Genomic DNA, 18821 nt, shown 5'->3' with positions numbered 1-18821 from the left:
AATCGCTGTTTTTCGGCACTTTTTGTGGCGGTTTCGCCGTTGGACCAGCGTTTCTGACAAAAAATAACGATGCCCGTTAGGATTGTGCCTGCCTAAATATATGAAGCGAAAGCGATTTTTTTACCTGATGGTAATAAATTGACGATTCGGCCCGGTTTGCGCAGATTCAGTTCATGCCGAGTGGGGGGCATCGAAACATCCGGGTGGGGCCTGGTATGTCTCAGATCTTCGACATCGGTCATCAGGGCACCCGGAAATAGAGGCCGGACCCTATGATTTGGACACGCATGACGATCATGCGAAACTGGGGAATGTTATCATGAAGACTTTCATCAAGAATTTCGTCGCTGACGAAGCCGGCGCATCGGCTGCTGAATACGCCCTGATCATCGCCGTCGTCGGCGTTGGCATCGGCGCTGCTGCCCTCGTCCTGGGCGCAAACGTCAAGGAAGCCGTCGACGGTGCGTCGGCCGACATCTACAATTGCAATAACACGACTGCTTCGAGCGTGGGCCTTGACCCCAACAGCGCCGAATGCACGCCGACGATCCAGTAATTTAGATCGAACTAAAATTAAGAAAGCCCCGCCCGAAACGGCGGGGCTTTTTTTCCGGGTGGGGTCGGAATGATTTGCCTGTTTTGAACATGCCCCAAAATGGGTGATTCCTTTACGAATCAAATGGTGTATGTTGGCGGCGGAGCGCGATACTGTTAGGTTTTCGCGGCCAAGGGGGGAAATATGGGTAGTCGAAACCTGATCTATATCCTGATCGCTGTCGGGCTTGGTCTCGTCGCGGTCGTACTTGCCAATTCTTATTTCTCGGGGGTCGAGGAGCGGCAGGAGCGGGTCGCGCAGCAGCAGCAGCTCGCACGTATCGTCGTTGCTACCCAGCCTCTCGACTTCGGCAGCGCGCTGACGACCGAGAATATCCGACTTCAGAATTATCCGTCCAATTCCGTGCCTGTCGGCGCGTTCTTCTCGATGGAGGAACTGCTTCAGGGCGGGCAGGTTGCGCTGCGGCCTATCGTTCCGGGCGAACCGATCCTTGCCGACAAGTTGAGCGGCCGCGCGGTGCTTTCCGCCAAGCTGCCCGATGGCATGCGCGCCATGTCGATCCCGATCAGCGCGACGAACGCGGTTTCGGGCTTTATCCGTCCTGCCGACATCGTCGACGTTCTCCTCACCCGCGACCTTGGTGATGACGAGCAAGTGACCGAAGTGGTGATGGAGGCGGTGCAGGTCCTCGCCATCGGTACGACGCAAAGCGAGAACGCGACCGAACCCGGCCTTGCCGGAACCGCGACGGTTCTTGTCGACCTGTTCGGCGCACAAAAACTGACGCTGGCCCGCAAGATGGGTGAGATGAGCCTCGTGCTGCGCAACGTCGAAAACGCCGAGGAAGGTCCGGGTGTTGCCGTCATGACGCGCGATGTCAGCCCGTTTCGGAAGCGTTCGGGCGGCGGCGGTGCTCCGCAGCAGGCGGCATATCAGCCTGCGCCATCCGCTCCTGCGCGAGCATCGACCGGAAGCGTTGCTGCGCCGCGGCCCAGCGGGCCTAGCATGACCGTCATCAGGGGGACGGAAACCACCGATTACAGCGTCGGACGTCTTGGGGGGAATTGATCCAATGCTGAAGCACACCATCATGGCCTGCGCACTGGCGACAGCGGCGCTGACCGCGCCCGCCGCCTATGCCCAGGCAGACAGCGGATACGGCATCCACGCCGGAACGCTTGAAGTCGCCATCAACAAAAGCGAGGTCGTCACCGCGCAGCGTGCGATCGCCCGCGCCATGGTCGGCAATCCGGCTATCGCGGACGTGCTGCCGGTATCGGATCGGTCGATCTACGTGCTCGGCAAGTCGATGGGCACGACCAGTCTCACCCTTTACGATCGGGCCAACAAGGTTCTTGCCGTCATGGACGTGACGGTAGGCCCCGATGTCGATGGTATCCGTTCGGAAATCGCCTCGCTCGTCCCGGGTGAGGGGATCGACGCCCGCATTTCCGGCGGGAAGATCGTGCTTTCGGGTAGCGTCACCGACGCCGGTGTCGCCAGCCGTGCGGCTCGCATTGCAGAGGCATTTGCAGGCGAAAACGTCGTCAACCTGCTCACCGTCCGCGGTAGCCAGCAGGTCATGCTCGAAGTGCGCTTCGCCGAAGTGAACCGCACTGTCGGCGAACAACTTGGCGTGCGCGGCTTCGGTGTCGGCTCCAACGTCGAATTCGCCAGCGGACCGGGCGCATCGGCCAGCTCCGATGCGGGCGGGCTTGCCGTCGATGCCGTCAGCGGCGCATTTGGAGTGATCCACACGCTGTTCTCGATCGGCGATCTCGACATCGATGCCTATCTCGACGTCCTTGAACGCAAGGGCATGTCGAAGACGCTGGCTGAACCGACGCTGGTGGCGCTTTCGGGCCAGCCGGCATCGTTCCTTGCCGGCGGTGAATTCCCGATCCCTGTTTCGCAGGGCAACGGTGACGGCATTACGGTCGAATTCAAGGACTTCGGTGTCGGGCTTGCCTTCACGCCGACGGTTCTTGGCAACGGCGTGATCAACCTCGTGGTCGAACCGGAAGTCAGTTCGCTCGATCCTTCTGCTTCGGTCACGGTCAACGGCATCGCGGTGCCGGGCCTCCAGACCCGCCGCGCCAGCACCACGCTGGAACTGCGTGACGGCGAAAGCTTTGCGATCGCCGGTCTGCTGCGACAGGACTATCAGACCACGGTGAACCAGATCCCGCTGTTGGGCTCTATCCCGATCATCGGGTCGCTGTTCCGATCGACCAGTTTCCAGAAGGGCGAGACCGAACTGCTGATCGTCGTGACGCCGCGATTGGTGGAGCCGATCCGGCCCAGTCAGGTTCGCTTGCCGACCGACCGGGTCGAAGATCCGGACGTGCTCGATACGCTGCTCGCCGGTGACGATTACCAACCGGTCGATCTGGCGCCGAACATGCCTGTAGGGGAGACGGCATATGAATATTAAGATCGCAGGCGCATGCACCGCGGCTCTCGCCCTTGCGGGGTGTGCGACTTACAGCAGCCCCGAAGCGGGCAAGTTCAATCCGGAAGATTTCGGCGAAGCGAACCGCATGACTTATGCGGCCATGGTGGTCGATCCCGATCCGGAGTATGATGCGCCGATGGAAGGCGACGCCGAGCTCGCTGCAGACGCCGTGACGGCCTATCGCGAAGGTGATGTTGACGAGCCCGAGCAGAACTCGGGCGGCGGGCTCAGCTTCGGTAATTGATATGAAATCAGGAGGAAGCTGACAAAGCTTGTTTGCCAATGGTGGGGAAGGCAATTCGCAAGTTCGGGGGTGACGAAAACGGGGCAATCGCTCCGCTCTATGCCCTGTCGCTGTTTGGTCTCGTGGCGATGGCCGGCGTGGGGTTCGACTATGCCCGCGTCATGGCACTCGATTCCGAACTCCAGAACGCGGCCGACCAGGCGGCGCTCGCCGCGGCCAGCCAGCTTGACGGCAAGACGGATTCGATCATCCGCGCCATCCAGGCGACGAATGCGACCTTTGCTGCGTCGGACAGTGACTTCGTCAACACCACCCGCCTTTCGAACATCGACGACGATTCCGACGGCGAAACACGTCCTATTACCCAGATCTCCTACACCTTCTGGGAAGATTACGTCGATGACGCGCCCGTAAACGTCGTCTCGGAACAGAGCACGGCCAGCAACGCCGCCACGAAGGCGAAGGTCGTGCAGGTCGCGATCGGCAACCGGCAGGTTCGCTATGCCCTGACGCCGATCGTCGGGGCCATTGCCGGCACCGCTGGCGCCACCGCCATGGCGACGCTGACATCGGCCTATTGTAAAGTTCCGCCGCTGATGTTCTGTGCGCCTCCGGGGTTTGATGCCGACGACTACCTAGGCGCCGGTCTGAAGCTTCACAGCCTGCCCAACACCAGCACGGACAGCAATCCGGGCATCTTCGGGTTTCTGGATTTCCCGTACACGCGGCCCGCAGGCCTGTCCGGTAACAACCTGACCACGTCATTGGGTTGGGCCAACACGAACGAAAACTGCACAGCCGACGAAGTCGAGGCGCAGCCCGGCGTTGTCGACAAGCAGAGCGAAGCGTTCAACACCCGTTTCGCAATCTACCAGAACGGTATTCCCAGCTGCATGAGCGACGGCAGCTTCTGTTCGGCCAAGAACCTGACCAAGCAGACCGTGAACACGAAAACGTTCACCAATCTGGCGACGGAGGCGGACGCCGCTCTGAAGACCTGCACTTCGACCGGCGGGACAAGCGGTACGACGATCGCAACCAATCCGGATGTGGCGCCGTATATCAACCAGCCGGCAGGTTATGATGTCGAAGGATGTTTGCTGGCCGGTAACTGTTCGACTTACAGCCGCATTGGCGAAGGCTGGACCTCGACCCAGTACAATGCCTACATGAATTTCTATCACACGGGCACTTCGGCCAATGCAGTGTTCCAGGCGAACGGCTATGCTTCTGGCAGCGAGCCGTCGCGGACGCCAACGCGCTACGAAGTGTATAAGTGGGAAAATGCCGATTATGACAATCGTGTCCTGCCGAACCAGAATCGCGAGGTTGGTCGCAAGACCGAGCTTCGCTCAAATGATCGCTATGACGTCACCATCTACTGCACTGCTCCCGCCTACACGGATGCAACGCAACTTGCGCCGTCGTCGGTCAAGGATCGCCGCACTCTGACCATCGCGGCCGTCGATTGTACCGATCTTCACGGCAGCGCGGTCGTGGACATCATCAACTGGGTGGATGTCTTCCTGCTTACTACGGCTCAGCCGAACGGCAACGAGAAGTCGTTTTATGTCGAGATGAATGGCGAGGCGGTGCCGCCGGGGTCGAATAACTCGTTCCAGGGCTACACCAAGCGCAAGGCGGTTTTGATCCGATGACCTTGCGCGATTTTATCCGTGACGAGAGCGGCTCTCCCGCCGCTGAATTCGTTCTTTCGCTGCCGATGATCCTGCCGCTGATCTTCGTGGCGATGGAGGCAGGCAATTTCTTCTGGAGCCAGCAGAAACTGGTGGAATCGGTGCGTAATGGCGCTCGTTACGCGGCACGAATCGATTACAGCCAAATGTGCAGCCCCAGCGGTGGAAGTTACGCACCTATTGCCACGGCGCTAGAAACCAAGATCAAGAACCTGACGCGAACCGGCAATACGGCTGGGACCGGACCTGCCGAACTTCCCGGATGGACCAACGCGCAGGTCACCGTCTCGGTTGACTGCACGGGTTTCGTTTCGACGGGCATTTTCGATTCACTCGGCAACGATACAGCTGGCAATGCACGTACTGGCGCGGTGGTCACTGTCGCGGCTCCGGCGGTACCCTATTTCTCCATCCTCGGCACTCTGGGCGTGATTAACAGCACGTATCACCTTGCGGCCGAGAGCCATGCACCGGTGATCGGCGTATGATGCGGTTCATCAAAGATACTCGAGGCGCAGGTGCTGCCGAATTTGCGCTGGTTCTTCCGGCCGCATTGCTTCTGCTGTTCGGCGTCATCGATGTCGGGCGGTATGCCTGGCAGCTGAACGAGTACGAAAAGGCGGTACAACTCGGCGCACGTTATGCAGTTGCGACCGACATCGTGCCAGGTGCGCTCAACAGCGGCAGTTTCGCAGGCCAGACCTGCAATGGCGTGGCCATCGTTGCCGGCGACACGATCTGTGCCGAAGCTATGCAGACGATCACCTGCGACGACACGAGCTGTTCTTGTTCTGGCGGATCGGGCCTTTGCTACAACGGCAACTATAACGCGGCGGCATTCGATGCGATCGTGACCCGCATGCGTGTGGCGACCCCGCGCCTGCATGACACGGATGTAACGATATCCTATGCGGGCAGCGGGCTCGGTTACGTGGCCGATCCGGCCGTGGACGACGATGATCAACCGCTCGCAGACGTCGCCCCCATCGTTACCGTCACCTTAACCAACATGCGTTATCAGCCCATAACGCTGACCCTTGTCGGCGTGAATGTTCCATACCCGAGCTTCTCGTACTCGCTTTCGCTCGAGGACGGGGACGGGGCGATTGCGAGTTAGGATGATGGGCAGAATGGAAGTTCATTCGGAAACTGGAATCAGGATGGATCGCAACTTGCCTTCGGGCATCTACATTGTCGCGCAAGACCGCCATGCGTCCGCGCTCGAGGCGCGGTTCGGTAGCGAGGTTCACGTCGTCTCGCTCGACGCCGGGGCGGCGCTTCCCGATGAAGTCATGTCGCGTGCCGTCGTGCTGGTGCTCGAAGTCGATCCGGCTTCGCCCGCATCGCTGAACCGCGTCGCTGCCATTCGTGAAAAGCGGCCCAGCCTGCCGCTCATCGTCGCGTTGGAACAGGCAGACCTTGCGCTGACGCGCACCCTGATCCGCCAGGGCGTCACCGATGTCGCGACTCTGCCTTTCAATGCCGACGACCTCACCGCGCAGCTTCTCGACGCTTCGGCCAACGTCGCGCCTTCGGGCAAGACTTCGCTTGCTCCGATGGTTTCGATGGTCCGTGCAGCGGGCGGCGTCGGGGCAACCACGCTGCTGACGCACCTTGCCGCATCACTGACCGATTGCCGCGGCTCGCGCATGGACGTGTGCGTCATCGATCTTGACCTGCAGTTCGGCCAAGTCGCGAACTATCTCGGTCTTTCGCCGGTGACGACCGTGCTCGACCTGCTCGAAGCGTCAGAGCGTCTCGATTCCGATCTCGTGCGCGATGCCTCGCTGGCCGCGCCGCAGGGGTTCTGGGTGATCGGTGCGCCTTCCGTTATCGCGCCGCTTGAGGATGTCGACGTCGATCGTCTGCTCAAGATGCTGACGATCGCGCGCCAGACGTTCGATTTCGTCCTGCTGGATCTTCCGGCGAACTGGACGAACTGGACGCTATCGGCCGCGCTCGCCTGTAACGAGAACCTGCTGGTCACCGACCAGTCGATCACCGGTCTTCGCCAGACGAAGCGCGTTGTCGAACTGTTCGACGTCATGAACGTCAGCCGCGAGAATGTGCGAATCGTCGTCAATCGCGTCGGCAAGAAGCTTTTCCAGTCCATCAGCGTTGCCGAGGTCGCAGAGACGCTGAATCGCCAGGTATTCGCAACCGTCTCGCGCGATCGCGGGGATCTGCAGATGGCGCAGGACCAGGGTGTCCTCCTGTCGGACAACAACCGCAAGGCCGCGTTCGTGAAGGACGTCGACCGGCTTGCGGACCAGATCTGCGACCGTACCATTGGGGGGTAATCTATGAAGTGGTCGGTCAAGCGCGCCGAGGAGAAGGTCGACCCGCCGGTCACCGATGGACCGATGCAGCTGGAAACGCTGGACGGCGAGCAGGACGAGCAGAAAAAGCGCGCGCTCGACCTCAAGGTCTCGATCCACCGGGCCCTGCTTGACAGGATCAACCTGTCGGCACTCGAAAAGATGCCACGCGAACAGATCCGTTCGGAACTGAGCGAGATCATCAACGAGATCCTCTCGCAGCGTCACGAGGCTTTGAACCGCACCGAGCGCACCGCGCTCGTCGACGACGTGCTTGACGAACTGCTGGGCCTCGGCCCGCTGGAACCGCTGCTTCAGGACGATTCCATCACCGATATCCTGGTGAACGGCCCGAAGATCGTCTTCGTCGAACGCTCGGGTATCCTCGAACGTGCGCGCACCGAATTTCAGGATGACAAGCACCTGATGCGCATCATCCAGAAGATCGTCAGCGCGGTCGGCCGCCGCGTCGACGAATCCTCGCCTTTCGTCGACGCGCGCCTTGCCGACGGTTCACGTGTGAACGCGATCGTCTCGCCGCTGGCCGTCGACGGCTCGCTGCTCTCCATTCGTAAGTTCGCAAAAAAGCGCATCGGCATCGACCGCCTGATCGAACTGGGCTCCGTTCCCGAACCGATGGCGCATGTCATGCGTGCCGTTGTCGCATCGCGCCGCAACGTGCTGATCTCGGGCGGTACGGGTTCGGGCAAGACGACGCTGCTCAACGCCATGTCGTCCTTCATCGACACGCGCGAACGTATCGTCACGATCGAGGACAGCGCCGAGCTTCAGCTTCAGCAGGAGCACGTCGCCCGCCTCGAAACACGCCCGCCCAATATCGAGGGCAAGGGCGAGGTGACGCAGCGCGATCTGGTCAAGAACGCCCTGCGTATGCGTCCTGACCGCATCATCGTCGGCGAAGTCCGCGCCGGGGAGGCGTTCGACATGCTCCAGGCGATGAACACCGGCCACGACGGTTCGATGACTACGGTTCACGCCAACACCGCTCGCGACGCGCTTTCGCGTATCGAACAGATGATCGGCATGAGCGGGATCGAAATCGGGGCCCGTTCGGCCCGCGCGCAAATCGCGTCGGCCATCAACGTCGTCGTCCAGGTGGGCCGTCTTGCCGACGGCCGCCGCCGCGTGCTTAGCCTGTCCGAACTGACCGGCATGGAAGGCGACACGATCACGATGCAGGAAATCTACCGCTTCAAGATCTCCGGCCGCGACGAGCACAACAACGTCATCGGCCGCTTCGAGGCGACCGGCATCCGGCCCAAGTTCCATGCCGAGGCGGTTTCCGCCGGTATCGAGCTTCCGTCCGAACTGTTCCGTCCAGACTTCGATATGAACCGATGATAGACACACTCCTCAAGATCATCACGTTGATCGCCGTCTTCGGAACGGTGTTCCTGATCGCACAGGTCTTCCTCGACTTCACCTTCAGTCGTACCGCGCATACCCGCGCAGTGAACAAGCGTCTGAAAATGATCCGCGAGGGCAGCACGCGCGAGGAGATCCTCGCCCGTCTGCGCAAGGCAACGCCCAAGACGATGACCAACCTGCCGCCTGCGCTGGCCGGCATGGTCCTGAAGCTTGAGCGGACGTTGATGACGGCGGCGCTGCCCGTGTCGGCAAGTCAGATGCTGTTCGTGATGATCGGTGCTTTCGTACTGATCATGGCGCTGATCCTGCTGGCCATCGGCGGGACTGGTATCGAGTTTTCGGCAGGCGTGTTGGTGCTGGCGGTCGCGATTGCGGCGTGCGCTGCGATCTTCCTGCCCTTGATGGTGATCTCCTCGATCGCGCAAAAGCGGCGCAAGCGGGTAGAGGAACAGTTCCCCGTCGCGCTTGACGTCTTCGTACGCGCGCTGCGTGCCGGCCACCCTATCGCGTCGGCGATCGAACTGCTGACGACCGAAATGGAAGATCCCATCGGCAGCGAATTCGGCATCGTCTCGGACGAGGTTTCCTACGGCGCGGAATTGACCGACGCGCTTAGCGCCATGGCCGATCGCTGGGACCTTGAGGACATCCGCATGTTCGTGGTCTCGCTCTCGGTCCAGAACGAGACGGGCGGCAACCTTGCAGAAATTCTCGCCAACCTGTCCGACGTGATCCGCCAGCGGGCGAGCCTTTACATGAAGGTCCGCGCGCTCAGCTCCGAAGGCCGCATGACTGGGTGGATGCTTACCATCCTGCCGATCGTGGCATTCATCGGTCTCTTCACCGTGAACCCGGAATTCTATCTCAGCGTCGCGGGTGAGAGCATGTTCATCATCGGCTTCATCTGCCTGATGGCCCTCTACGCGATCGGGTTCTTCTGGATCCGAAATCTGGTCAATCTGAAAGTCTGACGATGCTCGATCTCGTACTCCAGAACCAGGCGACGCGCATTGCCACGCTGATCGGCATCTTCATCATCGTGGTCGGCATCGCGCTGATCGTGATCAACGTGATGAACCGCCGCGCGCAAGTCCGCGCAGGACTGCAGCAGATCGCGACGCCCACGAACACAGGCGGTGAACTGGCGGGCAACACGCTACGCCACCGTGAGAACCAGAACGCCTGGGCACGTCTGGCCGACATGATCGAGCGGACCGGTCTCGATCTCACCGACACCAAGAGCGAGCGTCTTCGCGACAAGCTCATCTCGGCAGGCTACACGCATCCGGCAGCGCCGCGCATTTTCACGATGGCGCGCATTGGCGCGATGGCGTTCTTCCCGCTGATGTACGTGATCCTGATGTACGGATACTCGGAAGAAACGCCGGGCTTCTTCACGATCTATATCGGCGCGTCGATACTTGGCCTGCTCGGTCTCTATTTTCCGAACCTTTTCATCCAGGCCAAGGCCGATCGCCGCAAGGAAGAGATCGTCAACGGCTTTCCCGATTGTCTCGACCTTCTGCTCGTCTGCGTCGAGGCGGGTCTTGGCATCGAAGCGGCCATGGACCGCGTCGGGCGCGAAATGGTGCAGTCGCACCCGCTTGTCGCGCAGCTGCTTTCGATCGCCGTCCTGCGCCTTCGCGCCGGTGCCAGCCGGGAGGAGGCTTTCCGCCGCCTTGCCGACATGGCCCGTGTCGATGAAATCCGCTCGTTCACGACCCTGCTGATCCAGTCGGACAAGCTGGGCACCAGTATGTCTTCAACGCTGCGCGTTTATGCATCCGAAATGCGTGAAAAGCGCCGCATGCGGGCCGAGGAAAAGGCCCATCGTCTGCCGGTTCTCATTTCGATCCCACTTGTGGTATGCATGCTGCCGACAATGATCGGGGTCCTGATGCTGCCGGCATCCATCCGCGTCGTCCGGGATATCTTCCCGATGATGTCGCGCTGACAAGGTTCGCGGTTCCAAAGGGGGGAAACATGCGCAAGATTGCAAACATCGCGGGCATCGTGCTGGTTGCCGCAACGCTGGGGGGCTGCCAGTCGGTCTTCGGTTCGAACAGCGCCTCGGTCGATCCGTCGACGATCGACATGGGCGACTATTTTGAAAGCCGCCTTGCCATGGGCAAGCTTCACCTCGAAGCGAACCGGCCGACCAGGGCGATCACCGCTTTCCGCCAGGCATCCTACGATCCGCGTTACGCCGGTGAGGCATTCAACGGCATGGCCATCGCTTATGACCGCATCGGTCGTCCCGACCTTGCGCAGCGCTATTTTGCGCGCGCCGTTGCGGCAGCTCCGAAGGATGAACGCTTTGCCCGCAACCTTGCCCGTCTCGAAGGACGCGGCCCGGTAATGGCGCCGGTCTATCCCGAACTCGAGCCGATCGAACTCGCTGTACGCGAGGCCGAGAAGCCGCAGCTTCACGGCCCTGTCACAGTCGAAACCCGTCCTGTCGACGTAGCAGGCGCGGTTGCCGTGGAAAGCCGCCCGACCGTACGCGTCGCCCGCGTGACGCAGGGGCAGGTCGCCGTCAGCAAGCAGGCCGAGCCTGCCGTCCGCATGGCGCTGTCCGACATCGATTCGCCCGTGCGGGTGGAGACCAGCCGTTCGGCCCTGCGCGTGACGCAGCAGGTGCGCCGCAGCCGCATGGCCCGCAAGGCATCCTATCCGATCCGCATCGTACTGAATGACGCAGGTTCGGACAGGCGGAACTGATCTCCCTAAAATCCCCCCACCAACAAGGCAGGAATAATCCCGCGTGAATACGGCTGCTGTCGCGCTTGCCGCGATCTTTACCATCTTTGCTCTTGTCGGTGCGGTTTCCGACATCCGCACGCGGCGCATTCCCAATTGGCTCAACGCCGCGATGCTCGTGGCGGGGCTGGTGCTGGTGACGACGCTCAACGGGTGGCACCTCGGCCTGTCCTCGCTCGGTCATTTCGCCGGTGCGCTGGTCGTTGCCATGATCATCTTCGCGATGAAGCTGTGGGGCGGTGGCGATGCCAAGTTCTACGCCGCAAGCGCTGCGTGGTTTCCCATTTCCGAGGCGCTGGGCCTGTTCGTGTCGATTGCGCTGGCCGGCCTTGTCGTGGCCATAGTCTGGCTGATCATCTTCAAGGTAACGAAGCGCAAGATTTCCAAGGGCGACAAGGTCATGCCCTATGGCGTCGCGATCGCGGCAGGCGGCATCATCATGCAGCTGTCGAACCCGGCCGTGGGATTGCTCCCTTACTGACCTGTCAATGAACCCTCTGGCGAACGCCGTTTCCTTCCGCGACGAAGCGTTTCCGGTCCAGAAGACTTTCAACCCTCAGCGCCAGATCTTCGGGCGAAAACGGTTTCGTGACATAGTCGGAAGCCCCGGCACGCAGGGCGGTCAGCACGTCGAACTGATTGCGACGAGAGGTCATCATGATCACCGGCACATGGCACCGCGTGGGGTGGCTCTTCAGCGCCAGGAGCGTCTCCATCCCGGACCGTATCGGCATCATCCAGTCGAGCAGGATCGCATCGGGCAGACGCTGGCCGACGCGATCCAGCGCCTCTTCGCCGTCTTCGACGACCAAGACTTCATGCCCGACTGTTTCCAGCCTGTGCCGCACCATTTCCGCAAGAATTTCGTCATCGTCCGCGACGAGGATATAGGCCATCGTTTCCTCCGTCTTGCCCCGCCCATCATAGGCTGCGCGCGGCCAAAGCGGTCGGAACGCGGGAACGGGGCGGGGGAGGCATTCGTTTGACGCCCATGGACCAGGCCCCGCAAGCCACATTTACCCGCCGCGAAACAATCGCCAGCAGGGCCCGCTCTCGCATAAGCGGGCGCAAGCTTGCGACGTTTGCCGTCGTCGGCCTGATCCACGTTGCCGCCATCTTCGGCCTTCTGCGCGCATTCGACATCGATTTCGTGCCCGAGGCGGTGAAGGAGACGGTCACCTCATTCTCGATCCCTTTCCAGAGCGAGCCGGAAGAGCCGCCGCAGAAGGTCGAGGAAATCGAACCCAAAGGCGCATCGGGGGCAGAAGCGGCAGAAGCCAAGCCCAAGGAAATCAGCGCCCCACCCGCGCGCATCCCCAAGAAGCAGGACCCCGTCCCGCCGGTCTCTTCTACCGGCGACCAGACGCGTTCGGGCGCGGCAGAGCAGGGCACGGGGACAGGCGGTGGCGGTCCGGGCATCGGCACGGGAAGCGGCGGTCAGGGCACTGGATCGGGCGGGGTTCCCTTCGCCCGCCATGCCGAGAAGATCGCGGGCGAAATCCGCGCCAAGGACTATCCGCGCAGCAGTGTTCAGGAACGCGATGGCGCCTATGTGATCGTCCATTTCACCGTCAATCCCGACGGTACGACCCGCGATTGCCGCGTCCGCCGGTCCAGCGGAAATTCCGAGGTCGACCGGATCACCTGCCAGCTCGTGATCGAACGTTTCCGCTATCGTCCGGCAATCGACGGCGATGGCAATCCGACCAGCGAAAAAGTCGGCTGGAAACAATGGTGGTGGCAGTAACAGCCGTACTTTTGCCGCAATTGCGAGATTCTTTCGCAGATGCAAATTAACATTTCTTCTGGTGGGTTTGCCCGTGTTACGTTTCGGACGAGTCGTCGTAACCGAACCGACATTTTTGCATGTGCGAAGGAACTGTCGGTCCACTCGGGGGTTGCCTTCCGGTAAGCCCCGATAACGCGAGGAAACCCATGTCGGATGATCGCAGCCCGAACGAATCCATTTCCGCCGACCACGGTGGGGCGGACCGATCCGATGTCATAACCCTTTTCCCCGGACAGGCCTCGGACCAGGCGATCGGCCGCGTCGCGGTTGTCGGTACTTATGTCCCGCGCAAGTGCGGGATCGCGACTTTCACCTCCGACCTCGTCGAACAGCTTGGCCGTTATCATGGCGAGCTTGAAGTCGACGTCCATGCGCTCGTCGATGCGAACGATCCATTGGAATACGACGGTGTGGCCCGCGAAATCGTGCAGGACGATGCCGAAGGCTATCGCCGCGCCGCACAAGCCATCAACGACAGCGGGGCCGACGTCGTCTGGCTTCAGCACGAATACGGCATCTTCGGCGGTGAATGCGGCGAGATGGTCTGCGACTTCGTCGATCGCATTGCGGCGCCGATCATCTTGACGCTGCATACCGTGCTGGCCGAACCCGGCGACAAGCAGCGCGAGATCCTTGCCCACCTGCTGTCGCGTGCCGCGCAGGTCATGGTCATGTCCGAGCATTCGGCAGATCTGCTCGCCCGCCTTTACGGCACCGGGCGGGAGAGGCTGACCGTCATCCCGCATGGCGCCCCCGATCGTCCCTTCGGTCGGCAGGACCAGTTCAAAGCGCACCTCGGCCTGTCCGATCGCCCGGTCTTGATGACGTTTGGCCTGCTCGGCCCCGGCAAGGGGATCGAAACCGTGATCGAGGCGCTGCCCGCGATTGCCGATCATCATCCTGACGTAGTCTATCGCATCGTCGGCGCGACGCACCCGAACCTTGTTGCCGAGCATGGCGAAAGCTACCGCGAAGGTTTGCAGGACCTTGCCGCGCAGCTTGGCGTTGCCGACCGGATCGAGTGGGTGGACCGCTTCCTCGACACGCCCGAATTGCTCGACCAGCTGGAGGCGTGCGACATCTACCTGACGCCCTATCCCAATCTCCAGCAATCGACTTCGGGCACGCTCAGCTATGCCGTGGCGCTGGGCAAGGCCGTGGTGTCGACGCCCTATATCCACGCCCGCGAACTGCTTTCTGGCGGTGTGGGTCAGCTTTTCGAGCCGGGCTCATCCCAGGCCGTGGCCGAGGCGGTCAACGGCCTTCTCGACCGCCCCGAAGCTCTCTTGGCCATGCAGCGACGCGCCTATGAAAAGGGGCGCGAGACGATCTGGCCGCGCTTTGCCGATGCGGCAGCTTCGCTCGTCGACAAATGCCTCGGCGAACAGCGTTCCGTTGCCTCGCGCCTGTTCGCGGCGCCCGGCATGGGCGGTTTCATGGGTATGTGTGACGATGTCGGCATGATCCAGCATGCCATCGGCACCGTACCCGATCGCAGCCACGGCTATTGCCTCGACGACAATGCCCGCGCGTTGATACTGATGAACATGACAGACCGGATGGAAGCGCGCGAAGCGGACAGATTCGCCGCGATGTTCGCATCCTTCGTCCAGCACGCCTTCGACCCCTCGCAGGGCAAATTCCGCAACTTCATGGCCTACGACCGGACATGGTCCGAGACTTGCGGCTCCGACGATTCCAACGGCCGCGCGATCTGGGCGCTGGGTCACACCGCGTCGCGCGGGCGTACCGAGGACTTGCGCTGGTGGGCCCGCGGGCTGTTCGATCAGGCGCTGGCAGGCTTTGCCGATATCGATTCCCCGCGCGCCGTCGCCTTCGCCACGTTGGGCGCAGTCGGCAGGCTTGAGGGCGAAAAAGACCACGCGGGGGCTACCGCCATGCTGCAGCGGGGCGGGGCGATGCTCCACGGCCTGCTCGAAGATTCGCGTCGTCCCGATTGGGCCTGGTTCGAATGTGTGCTGGGGTACGACAATCCCCGCCTGTCGCAGGCGCTGATCGAGGCTGGCCGTGCTCTCGACAGGCCCGAGTGGCTGGCATCGGGCCTGTCCTCGCTGCGCTGGATCGCAGAGCAGCAGACTTCGGCGCAGGGCAACTTCCGTGCCGTCGGTTCGGAAAGCTTCCACCAGCCGCACGAAGTCCTGCCTTTCGACCAGCAGCCGCTGGAGGCCCAGGCTGCCGTGGAAGCCGCGATGAGCGCGTTCGACGCGACACAGGACCGCTTCTGGTACGGCCACGCCACCACCGCCTACCGCTGGTTCCTCGGCGACAACGACCGCCGCGTCGTCCTTGCCGATCTGGCCAGTGGCCGCTGCCGCGACGGGATCACCCCGCGCGGGGCCAACCGCAATTGCGGTGCGGAATCGATTTTGGCATTTCAGCTTGCCCACTACGCCGTGGTAGCGCTGGCACATGTGCAGCGAGCCGAGTCGTCCGGAGAAGTCATTGAGAACCAGCGATTACCCCGACAGCCCGCTACGCATTTCAGATGAGCGGCTGTACGCAGACCCTTCGCGGGTCGTCCTTCGCCCATTTCACCTGGGCTGGCAGGCCCGGACAGCAGACGGTAATCGCGCGCTAAAACTGGTCGAGGATATCGCCGGGCTGACCGAGGATCAGGCCGCGATAGAATACCGCCGCGTGCAGCACGATTTCGCCGAGCGCCACTGGCAGACCGAGACCATGTTTCTCGAACGCTATGCCGAGGTGGAGGAAGTGCTCGACATCGACGGTTCGAAATTCTCCGAAATGCGGCGCAAGCTGATCGGCAGCTATTTCTGCCACGAATATACTTACGCTGCAGCCGCGCTGATGAACCCGTCGATCGTGCCGCATCCCGATCAGTCGGGCATGTCGGGCGATGCCTGCCGCTTTGTCATGTCGCTGCGCGCCGTTGGCGAGGGGCACATTTCCTCGATCGCGTTCCGTGAAGGCATCCTGGAACCTGGCGGCAATTTCGAGCTGTGGCCGCAGTCCACTTTCGCGACTGCCGCCGACAGTGCGGTGGCCGAAGTAGCGGGTGATAACGCCGTCACTGTCTATCGCCATGCCGATTCCAGCCTTTCTAACACCGTGATCTTCCCTGTCACCGAACAGCAGGCCGGCGGGCTGGAAGACTTGCGCCTCGTGCGGTTCGACCATGGCGGCGGCGATTACGAATGGATCGGCACCTACACCGCCTATTCGGGCCGTTCGATCCGGTCCGAGCTGATGAGAACCCGCGATTTCAAGAGCTTCACGCTCGAGGCAATTCAGGGGAAGGCCGGGCGCAATAAGGGTATGGCTCTGTTCCCGGAAAAGATTGGCGGGCAGTACGTCATGGTCGGACGGCAGGACGGGAAGAACCTGTTCCTGCTGCGATCCGACGACTTGTCGTGCTGGGACGACGAGGGCGAACTGCTGATGGGGCCAAAATACCCGTGGGAATTCATCCAGATCGGCAATTGCGGCAGCCCGATCCTGACCGATCATGGCTGGCTGCTGTTCACCCACGGCGTGGGCGCAATGCGCAAGTATGCGCTGGGCTGTGCGCTGCTCGACCGAGAGGATCCGTCAAAGGTCCTTGCCCGCAGCAAAGCGCCGGTCCTGACCGCAGAGGACGACGACCGGTCGGGATATGTCCCCAACGTGGTCTATACATGCGGTGCGCTGAAAATGGGCGAGGACCTTTTGGTTCCTTACGGCATTTCAGACAGTGCGGTCGGATTTGCTACCTGTACGGTCGAGGATCTCCTGCAGATCATGGAGTAAGATGTTGAAAACCAAGATGGTTCCGGTTGTCCTGTGCGGCGGAAGCGGGACCCGTCTCTGGCCCCGTTCGCGGGCATCGCGGCCCAAGCCCTTCATCCCGCTGGTCGATGAAGAGCCGCTGTTCATCTCCACCCTGAAGCGCTGTGCCGACCCCGAAATGTTCGGCGCGCCGGTCGTCGTTACCGGCAGCGCGCATCTCGAACATGTCGAGGCGCAGCTCGACGCTGCCGAAGGCACCGTGATCGTCGAACCGATGGCCCGCAACACCGCCGCCGCCATCGCGCTGGCCGCCTGCAGGCTGGACGCGAACGACGTCATGCTGGTCTGCCCGAGCGACCACCACATCGCCGATTGCGACGCTTTCAACTCTGCGGCCGCGCGTGCCTGCGAACTGGCGCGCGAAGGCTGGCTGGTGGCATTCGGCATCACGCCCGACGCGCCGGAAACCGGCTTCGGCTACCTGAAGCAGGGTGACGAGATCGGCGACGGCGCATGGGCCATCGAACGTTTCGTCGAAAAGCCCGACCGTCCACGTGCGGAGGCTTTCCTGGCCGAGGGCGGGTATAGCTGGAACGGCGGCCTCTTCGCCTTTCGCGCCGGCACTTTCATGGACGAACTGACCGCACACCGCCCGCAGATCGCGCAAAAAGCGCGCGAGGCAGTGAGTGCAGGACACGCCGAGGGGCGCCGCTTCTACCCCGAAGCCAAGGCCTTCGCCGAGATCGAGAGCGAGAGCGTCGATTACGCGGTCATGGAAAACACCGGCAAGGCCGCGATGGTGCCTGTCGCCATGGGCTGGTCCGACATCGGCAACTGGCAGGCGCTGCGCGAGGCGCGGGCGCGGGACGAGGATGGCAATGTCGCGCGCGGCCGGGTCGAACTGGTCGATTGCCGCAATGTCATGGTCGACAGCGACGGGCCGCGCGTCTCGGTCATCGGGCTTGAAGACGTGATCGTCGTGGTCGACGGGGACGACATCCTCGTCACCAGTGCTGAAGGTTCGCAAAAGGTCGGCAAGCTGACGGGCGCCTGCTCGCAATGAGCAGCGTCCTCTGCACGATCTCGGTCGAGAAGCCGTGGGGCAAGGATACCCTGCCGCCGCCGTTCACCGCGCCTGAAGGCCAACGGATCGGCGAGATCTGGTTCGAACCGCCCGCGGCTCTGCCCGATCTCCTCGTCAAATACATTTTCACCAGCGAGAAGCTGTCGGTGCAAGTTCACCCCGATGACGACCAGTCCGAAGCGGCGGGACTGGGCCGTCAGGGCAAGTCGGAATGCTGGTACGTGATCGACGCCGAACCGGGCGCGACGCTGGGCATCGGGTTCGCAAGGGACCTCGATGCCGGCACGATGCGCGCCGCATCTCTCGACGGCAGTATCGAGGACATGCTTGTCTGGCACGAGGTCAGGGCAGGCGACTTCTTCTACATCCCGGCCAACACCGTCCATGCCATCGGCGCGGGCGTCAGCCTGATCGAGGTGCAGCAGAACAGCGACATCACCTACCGCCTCTACGACTATGGCCGCGCGCGCGAACTGCACTTGGAAGAGGGCATGGCCGTCGCAAAGGGCGAGCCTTACGACATGCGTCTGCACCAGACTGTGCCCGAGGGCGGGACGATGCGGCTGGTCGAAGGTCCGTTCTTCCTGCTCGACAAGGTTGAGGGGCCGGTCGAACAGGCGATCGCGGGCGACTATCCGGGCGCGCTGCTGGTCATTCCGCGCAGCGAAGGCGTGAGCGTTGCCAGCAAGGCGGTCGCTGTCGGCGAATGTGCTCTGGCGGACGACATCCACTGTGTAGAGATAGCGGGCGGGGCGACCGCGCTGCTGACGCGGGGCTGTTGA

The 18821-nt window shown here is 62.1% G+C and carries 19 protein-coding genes; 18 read left to right on the top strand and 1 reads right to left on the bottom strand.

Annotation, left to right across the window (positions count from 1 at the left end; all coding sequences use genetic code 11):
• Positions 1–319: 319 nt before the first annotated feature.
• From A9D15_RS16940 to A9D15_RS08985, 13 genes are all read left to right on the top strand, one after another.
• Positions 320–556, top strand: coding sequence for a Flp family type IVb pilin (locus A9D15_RS16940; protein ID WP_066764133.1), 237 nt, complete (start codon positions 320–322; stop codon positions 554–556).
• A gap of 183 nt (positions 557–739) precedes the next feature.
• Positions 740–1624 carry a Flp pilus assembly protein CpaB gene (cpaB, locus tag A9D15_RS09040; RefSeq protein ID WP_066764131.1) on the top strand — a complete coding sequence of 295 codons (885 nt, stop codon included), beginning with the start codon at positions 740–742 and terminating at the stop codon, positions 1622–1624.
• A 4-nt stretch (positions 1625–1628) separates the two neighbouring features.
• Positions 1629–2990 carry a type II and III secretion system protein family protein gene (locus A9D15_RS09035; RefSeq protein ID WP_082924370.1) on the top strand — a complete coding sequence of 454 codons (1362 nt, stop codon included), beginning with the start codon at positions 1629–1631 and terminating at the stop codon, positions 2988–2990.
• Positions 2980–3255: a hypothetical protein gene (locus A9D15_RS09030; protein ID WP_066764129.1), complete on the top strand. Its 276-nt coding sequence runs from the start codon at positions 2980–2982 to the stop codon at positions 3253–3255. Before A9D15_RS09035 ends, A9D15_RS09030 begins: the two co-directional genes overlap by 11 nt.
• Before the next feature lie 38 nt (positions 3256–3293).
• On the top strand, positions 3294–4913 hold the full coding sequence (locus A9D15_RS09025) for a pilus assembly protein TadG-related protein (protein ID WP_066764127.1): 1620 nt from the start codon (positions 3294–3296) through the stop codon (positions 4911–4913).
• Entirely contained in the window at positions 4910–5440 is a 531-nt protein-coding gene (locus tag A9D15_RS09020; protein ID WP_066764125.1) for a TadE/TadG family type IV pilus assembly protein, read from the top strand. Before A9D15_RS09025 ends, A9D15_RS09020 begins: the two co-directional genes overlap by 4 nt.
• Positions 5440–6069, top strand: coding sequence for a TadE/TadG family type IV pilus assembly protein (locus A9D15_RS09015; RefSeq protein ID WP_172807502.1), 630 nt, complete (start codon positions 5440–5442; stop codon positions 6067–6069). The genes A9D15_RS09020 and A9D15_RS09015 overlap by 1 nt, the downstream gene beginning before the upstream one ends.
• Position 6070: 1 nt before the next feature.
• The gene (locus tag A9D15_RS09010) at positions 6071–7252 is read left to right on the top strand and encodes a CpaE/TadZ family protein (RefSeq protein ID WP_066764121.1); all 1182 of its coding nucleotides are present in this window, start codon (positions 6071–6073) and stop codon (positions 7250–7252) included.
• Between the two features lie 3 nt (positions 7253–7255).
• Positions 7256–8632 carry a TadA family conjugal transfer-associated ATPase gene (locus tag A9D15_RS09005; protein WP_066764119.1) on the top strand — a complete coding sequence of 459 codons (1377 nt, stop codon included), beginning with the start codon at positions 7256–7258 and terminating at the stop codon, positions 8630–8632.
• Positions 8629–9630, top strand: coding sequence for a type II secretion system F family protein (locus tag A9D15_RS09000; RefSeq protein ID WP_066764118.1), 1002 nt, complete (start codon positions 8629–8631; stop codon positions 9628–9630). Before A9D15_RS09005 ends, A9D15_RS09000 begins: the two co-directional genes overlap by 4 nt.
• A 2-nt stretch (positions 9631–9632) precedes the next feature.
• Complete coding sequence (locus tag A9D15_RS08995; protein ID WP_066764115.1) at positions 9633–10613, top strand: type II secretion system F family protein; 981 nt, start codon at positions 9633–9635, stop codon at positions 10611–10613.
• 29 nt (positions 10614–10642) lie between these two features.
• On the top strand, positions 10643–11380 hold the full coding sequence (locus tag A9D15_RS08990) for a tetratricopeptide repeat protein (RefSeq protein ID WP_066764114.1): 738 nt from the start codon (positions 10643–10645) through the stop codon (positions 11378–11380).
• Between the two features lie 43 nt (positions 11381–11423).
• A complete protein-coding gene (locus tag A9D15_RS08985) occupies positions 11424–11900 on the top strand; it encodes an A24 family peptidase (protein ID WP_066764113.1) in 477 nt (158 codons plus the stop codon).
• Positions 11901–11904: 4 nt separating this feature from the next.
• On the opposite strand, the gene A9D15_RS08980 is transcribed toward A9D15_RS08985, so the two are convergent.
• Positions 11905–12315, bottom strand: coding sequence for a response regulator transcription factor (locus A9D15_RS08980; protein WP_066764250.1), 411 nt, complete (start codon positions 12313–12315; stop codon positions 11905–11907).
• 95 nt (positions 12316–12410) lie between these two features.
• Between A9D15_RS08980 and A9D15_RS08975 the strand changes: the two genes are divergently transcribed.
• From A9D15_RS08975 to A9D15_RS08955, 5 genes are all read left to right on the top strand, one after another.
• A complete protein-coding gene (locus A9D15_RS08975; RefSeq protein WP_082924368.1) occupies positions 12411–13166 on the top strand; it encodes a TonB family protein in 756 nt (251 codons plus the stop codon).
• Positions 13167–13354: 188 nt separating this feature from the next.
• Positions 13355–15718: a glycosyltransferase family 4 protein gene (locus tag A9D15_RS08970; protein ID WP_082924367.1), complete on the top strand. Its 2364-nt coding sequence runs from the start codon at positions 13355–13357 to the stop codon at positions 15716–15718.
• A complete protein-coding gene (locus tag A9D15_RS08965) occupies positions 15672–16976 on the top strand; it encodes a glycoside hydrolase family 130 protein (protein WP_229660397.1) in 1305 nt (434 codons plus the stop codon). Before A9D15_RS08970 ends, A9D15_RS08965 begins: the two co-directional genes overlap by 47 nt.
• Before the next feature lies 1 nt (position 16977).
• Positions 16978–18018 carry a mannose-1-phosphate guanylyltransferase gene (locus A9D15_RS08960; RefSeq protein ID WP_066764111.1) on the top strand — a complete coding sequence of 347 codons (1041 nt, stop codon included), beginning with the start codon at positions 16978–16980 and terminating at the stop codon, positions 18016–18018.
• Positions 18015–18821, top strand: a complete 807-nt coding sequence (locus A9D15_RS08955; protein WP_066764109.1) for a class I mannose-6-phosphate isomerase — start codon at positions 18015–18017, stop codon at positions 18819–18821. Before A9D15_RS08960 ends, A9D15_RS08955 begins: the two co-directional genes overlap by 4 nt.

Source organism: Croceicoccus pelagius, assembly GCF_001661915.1.
GTDB lineage: Bacteria > Pseudomonadota > Alphaproteobacteria > Sphingomonadales > Sphingomonadaceae > Croceicoccus > Croceicoccus pelagius.
This window is presented reverse-complemented; position numbering and strand designations above follow the sequence as displayed.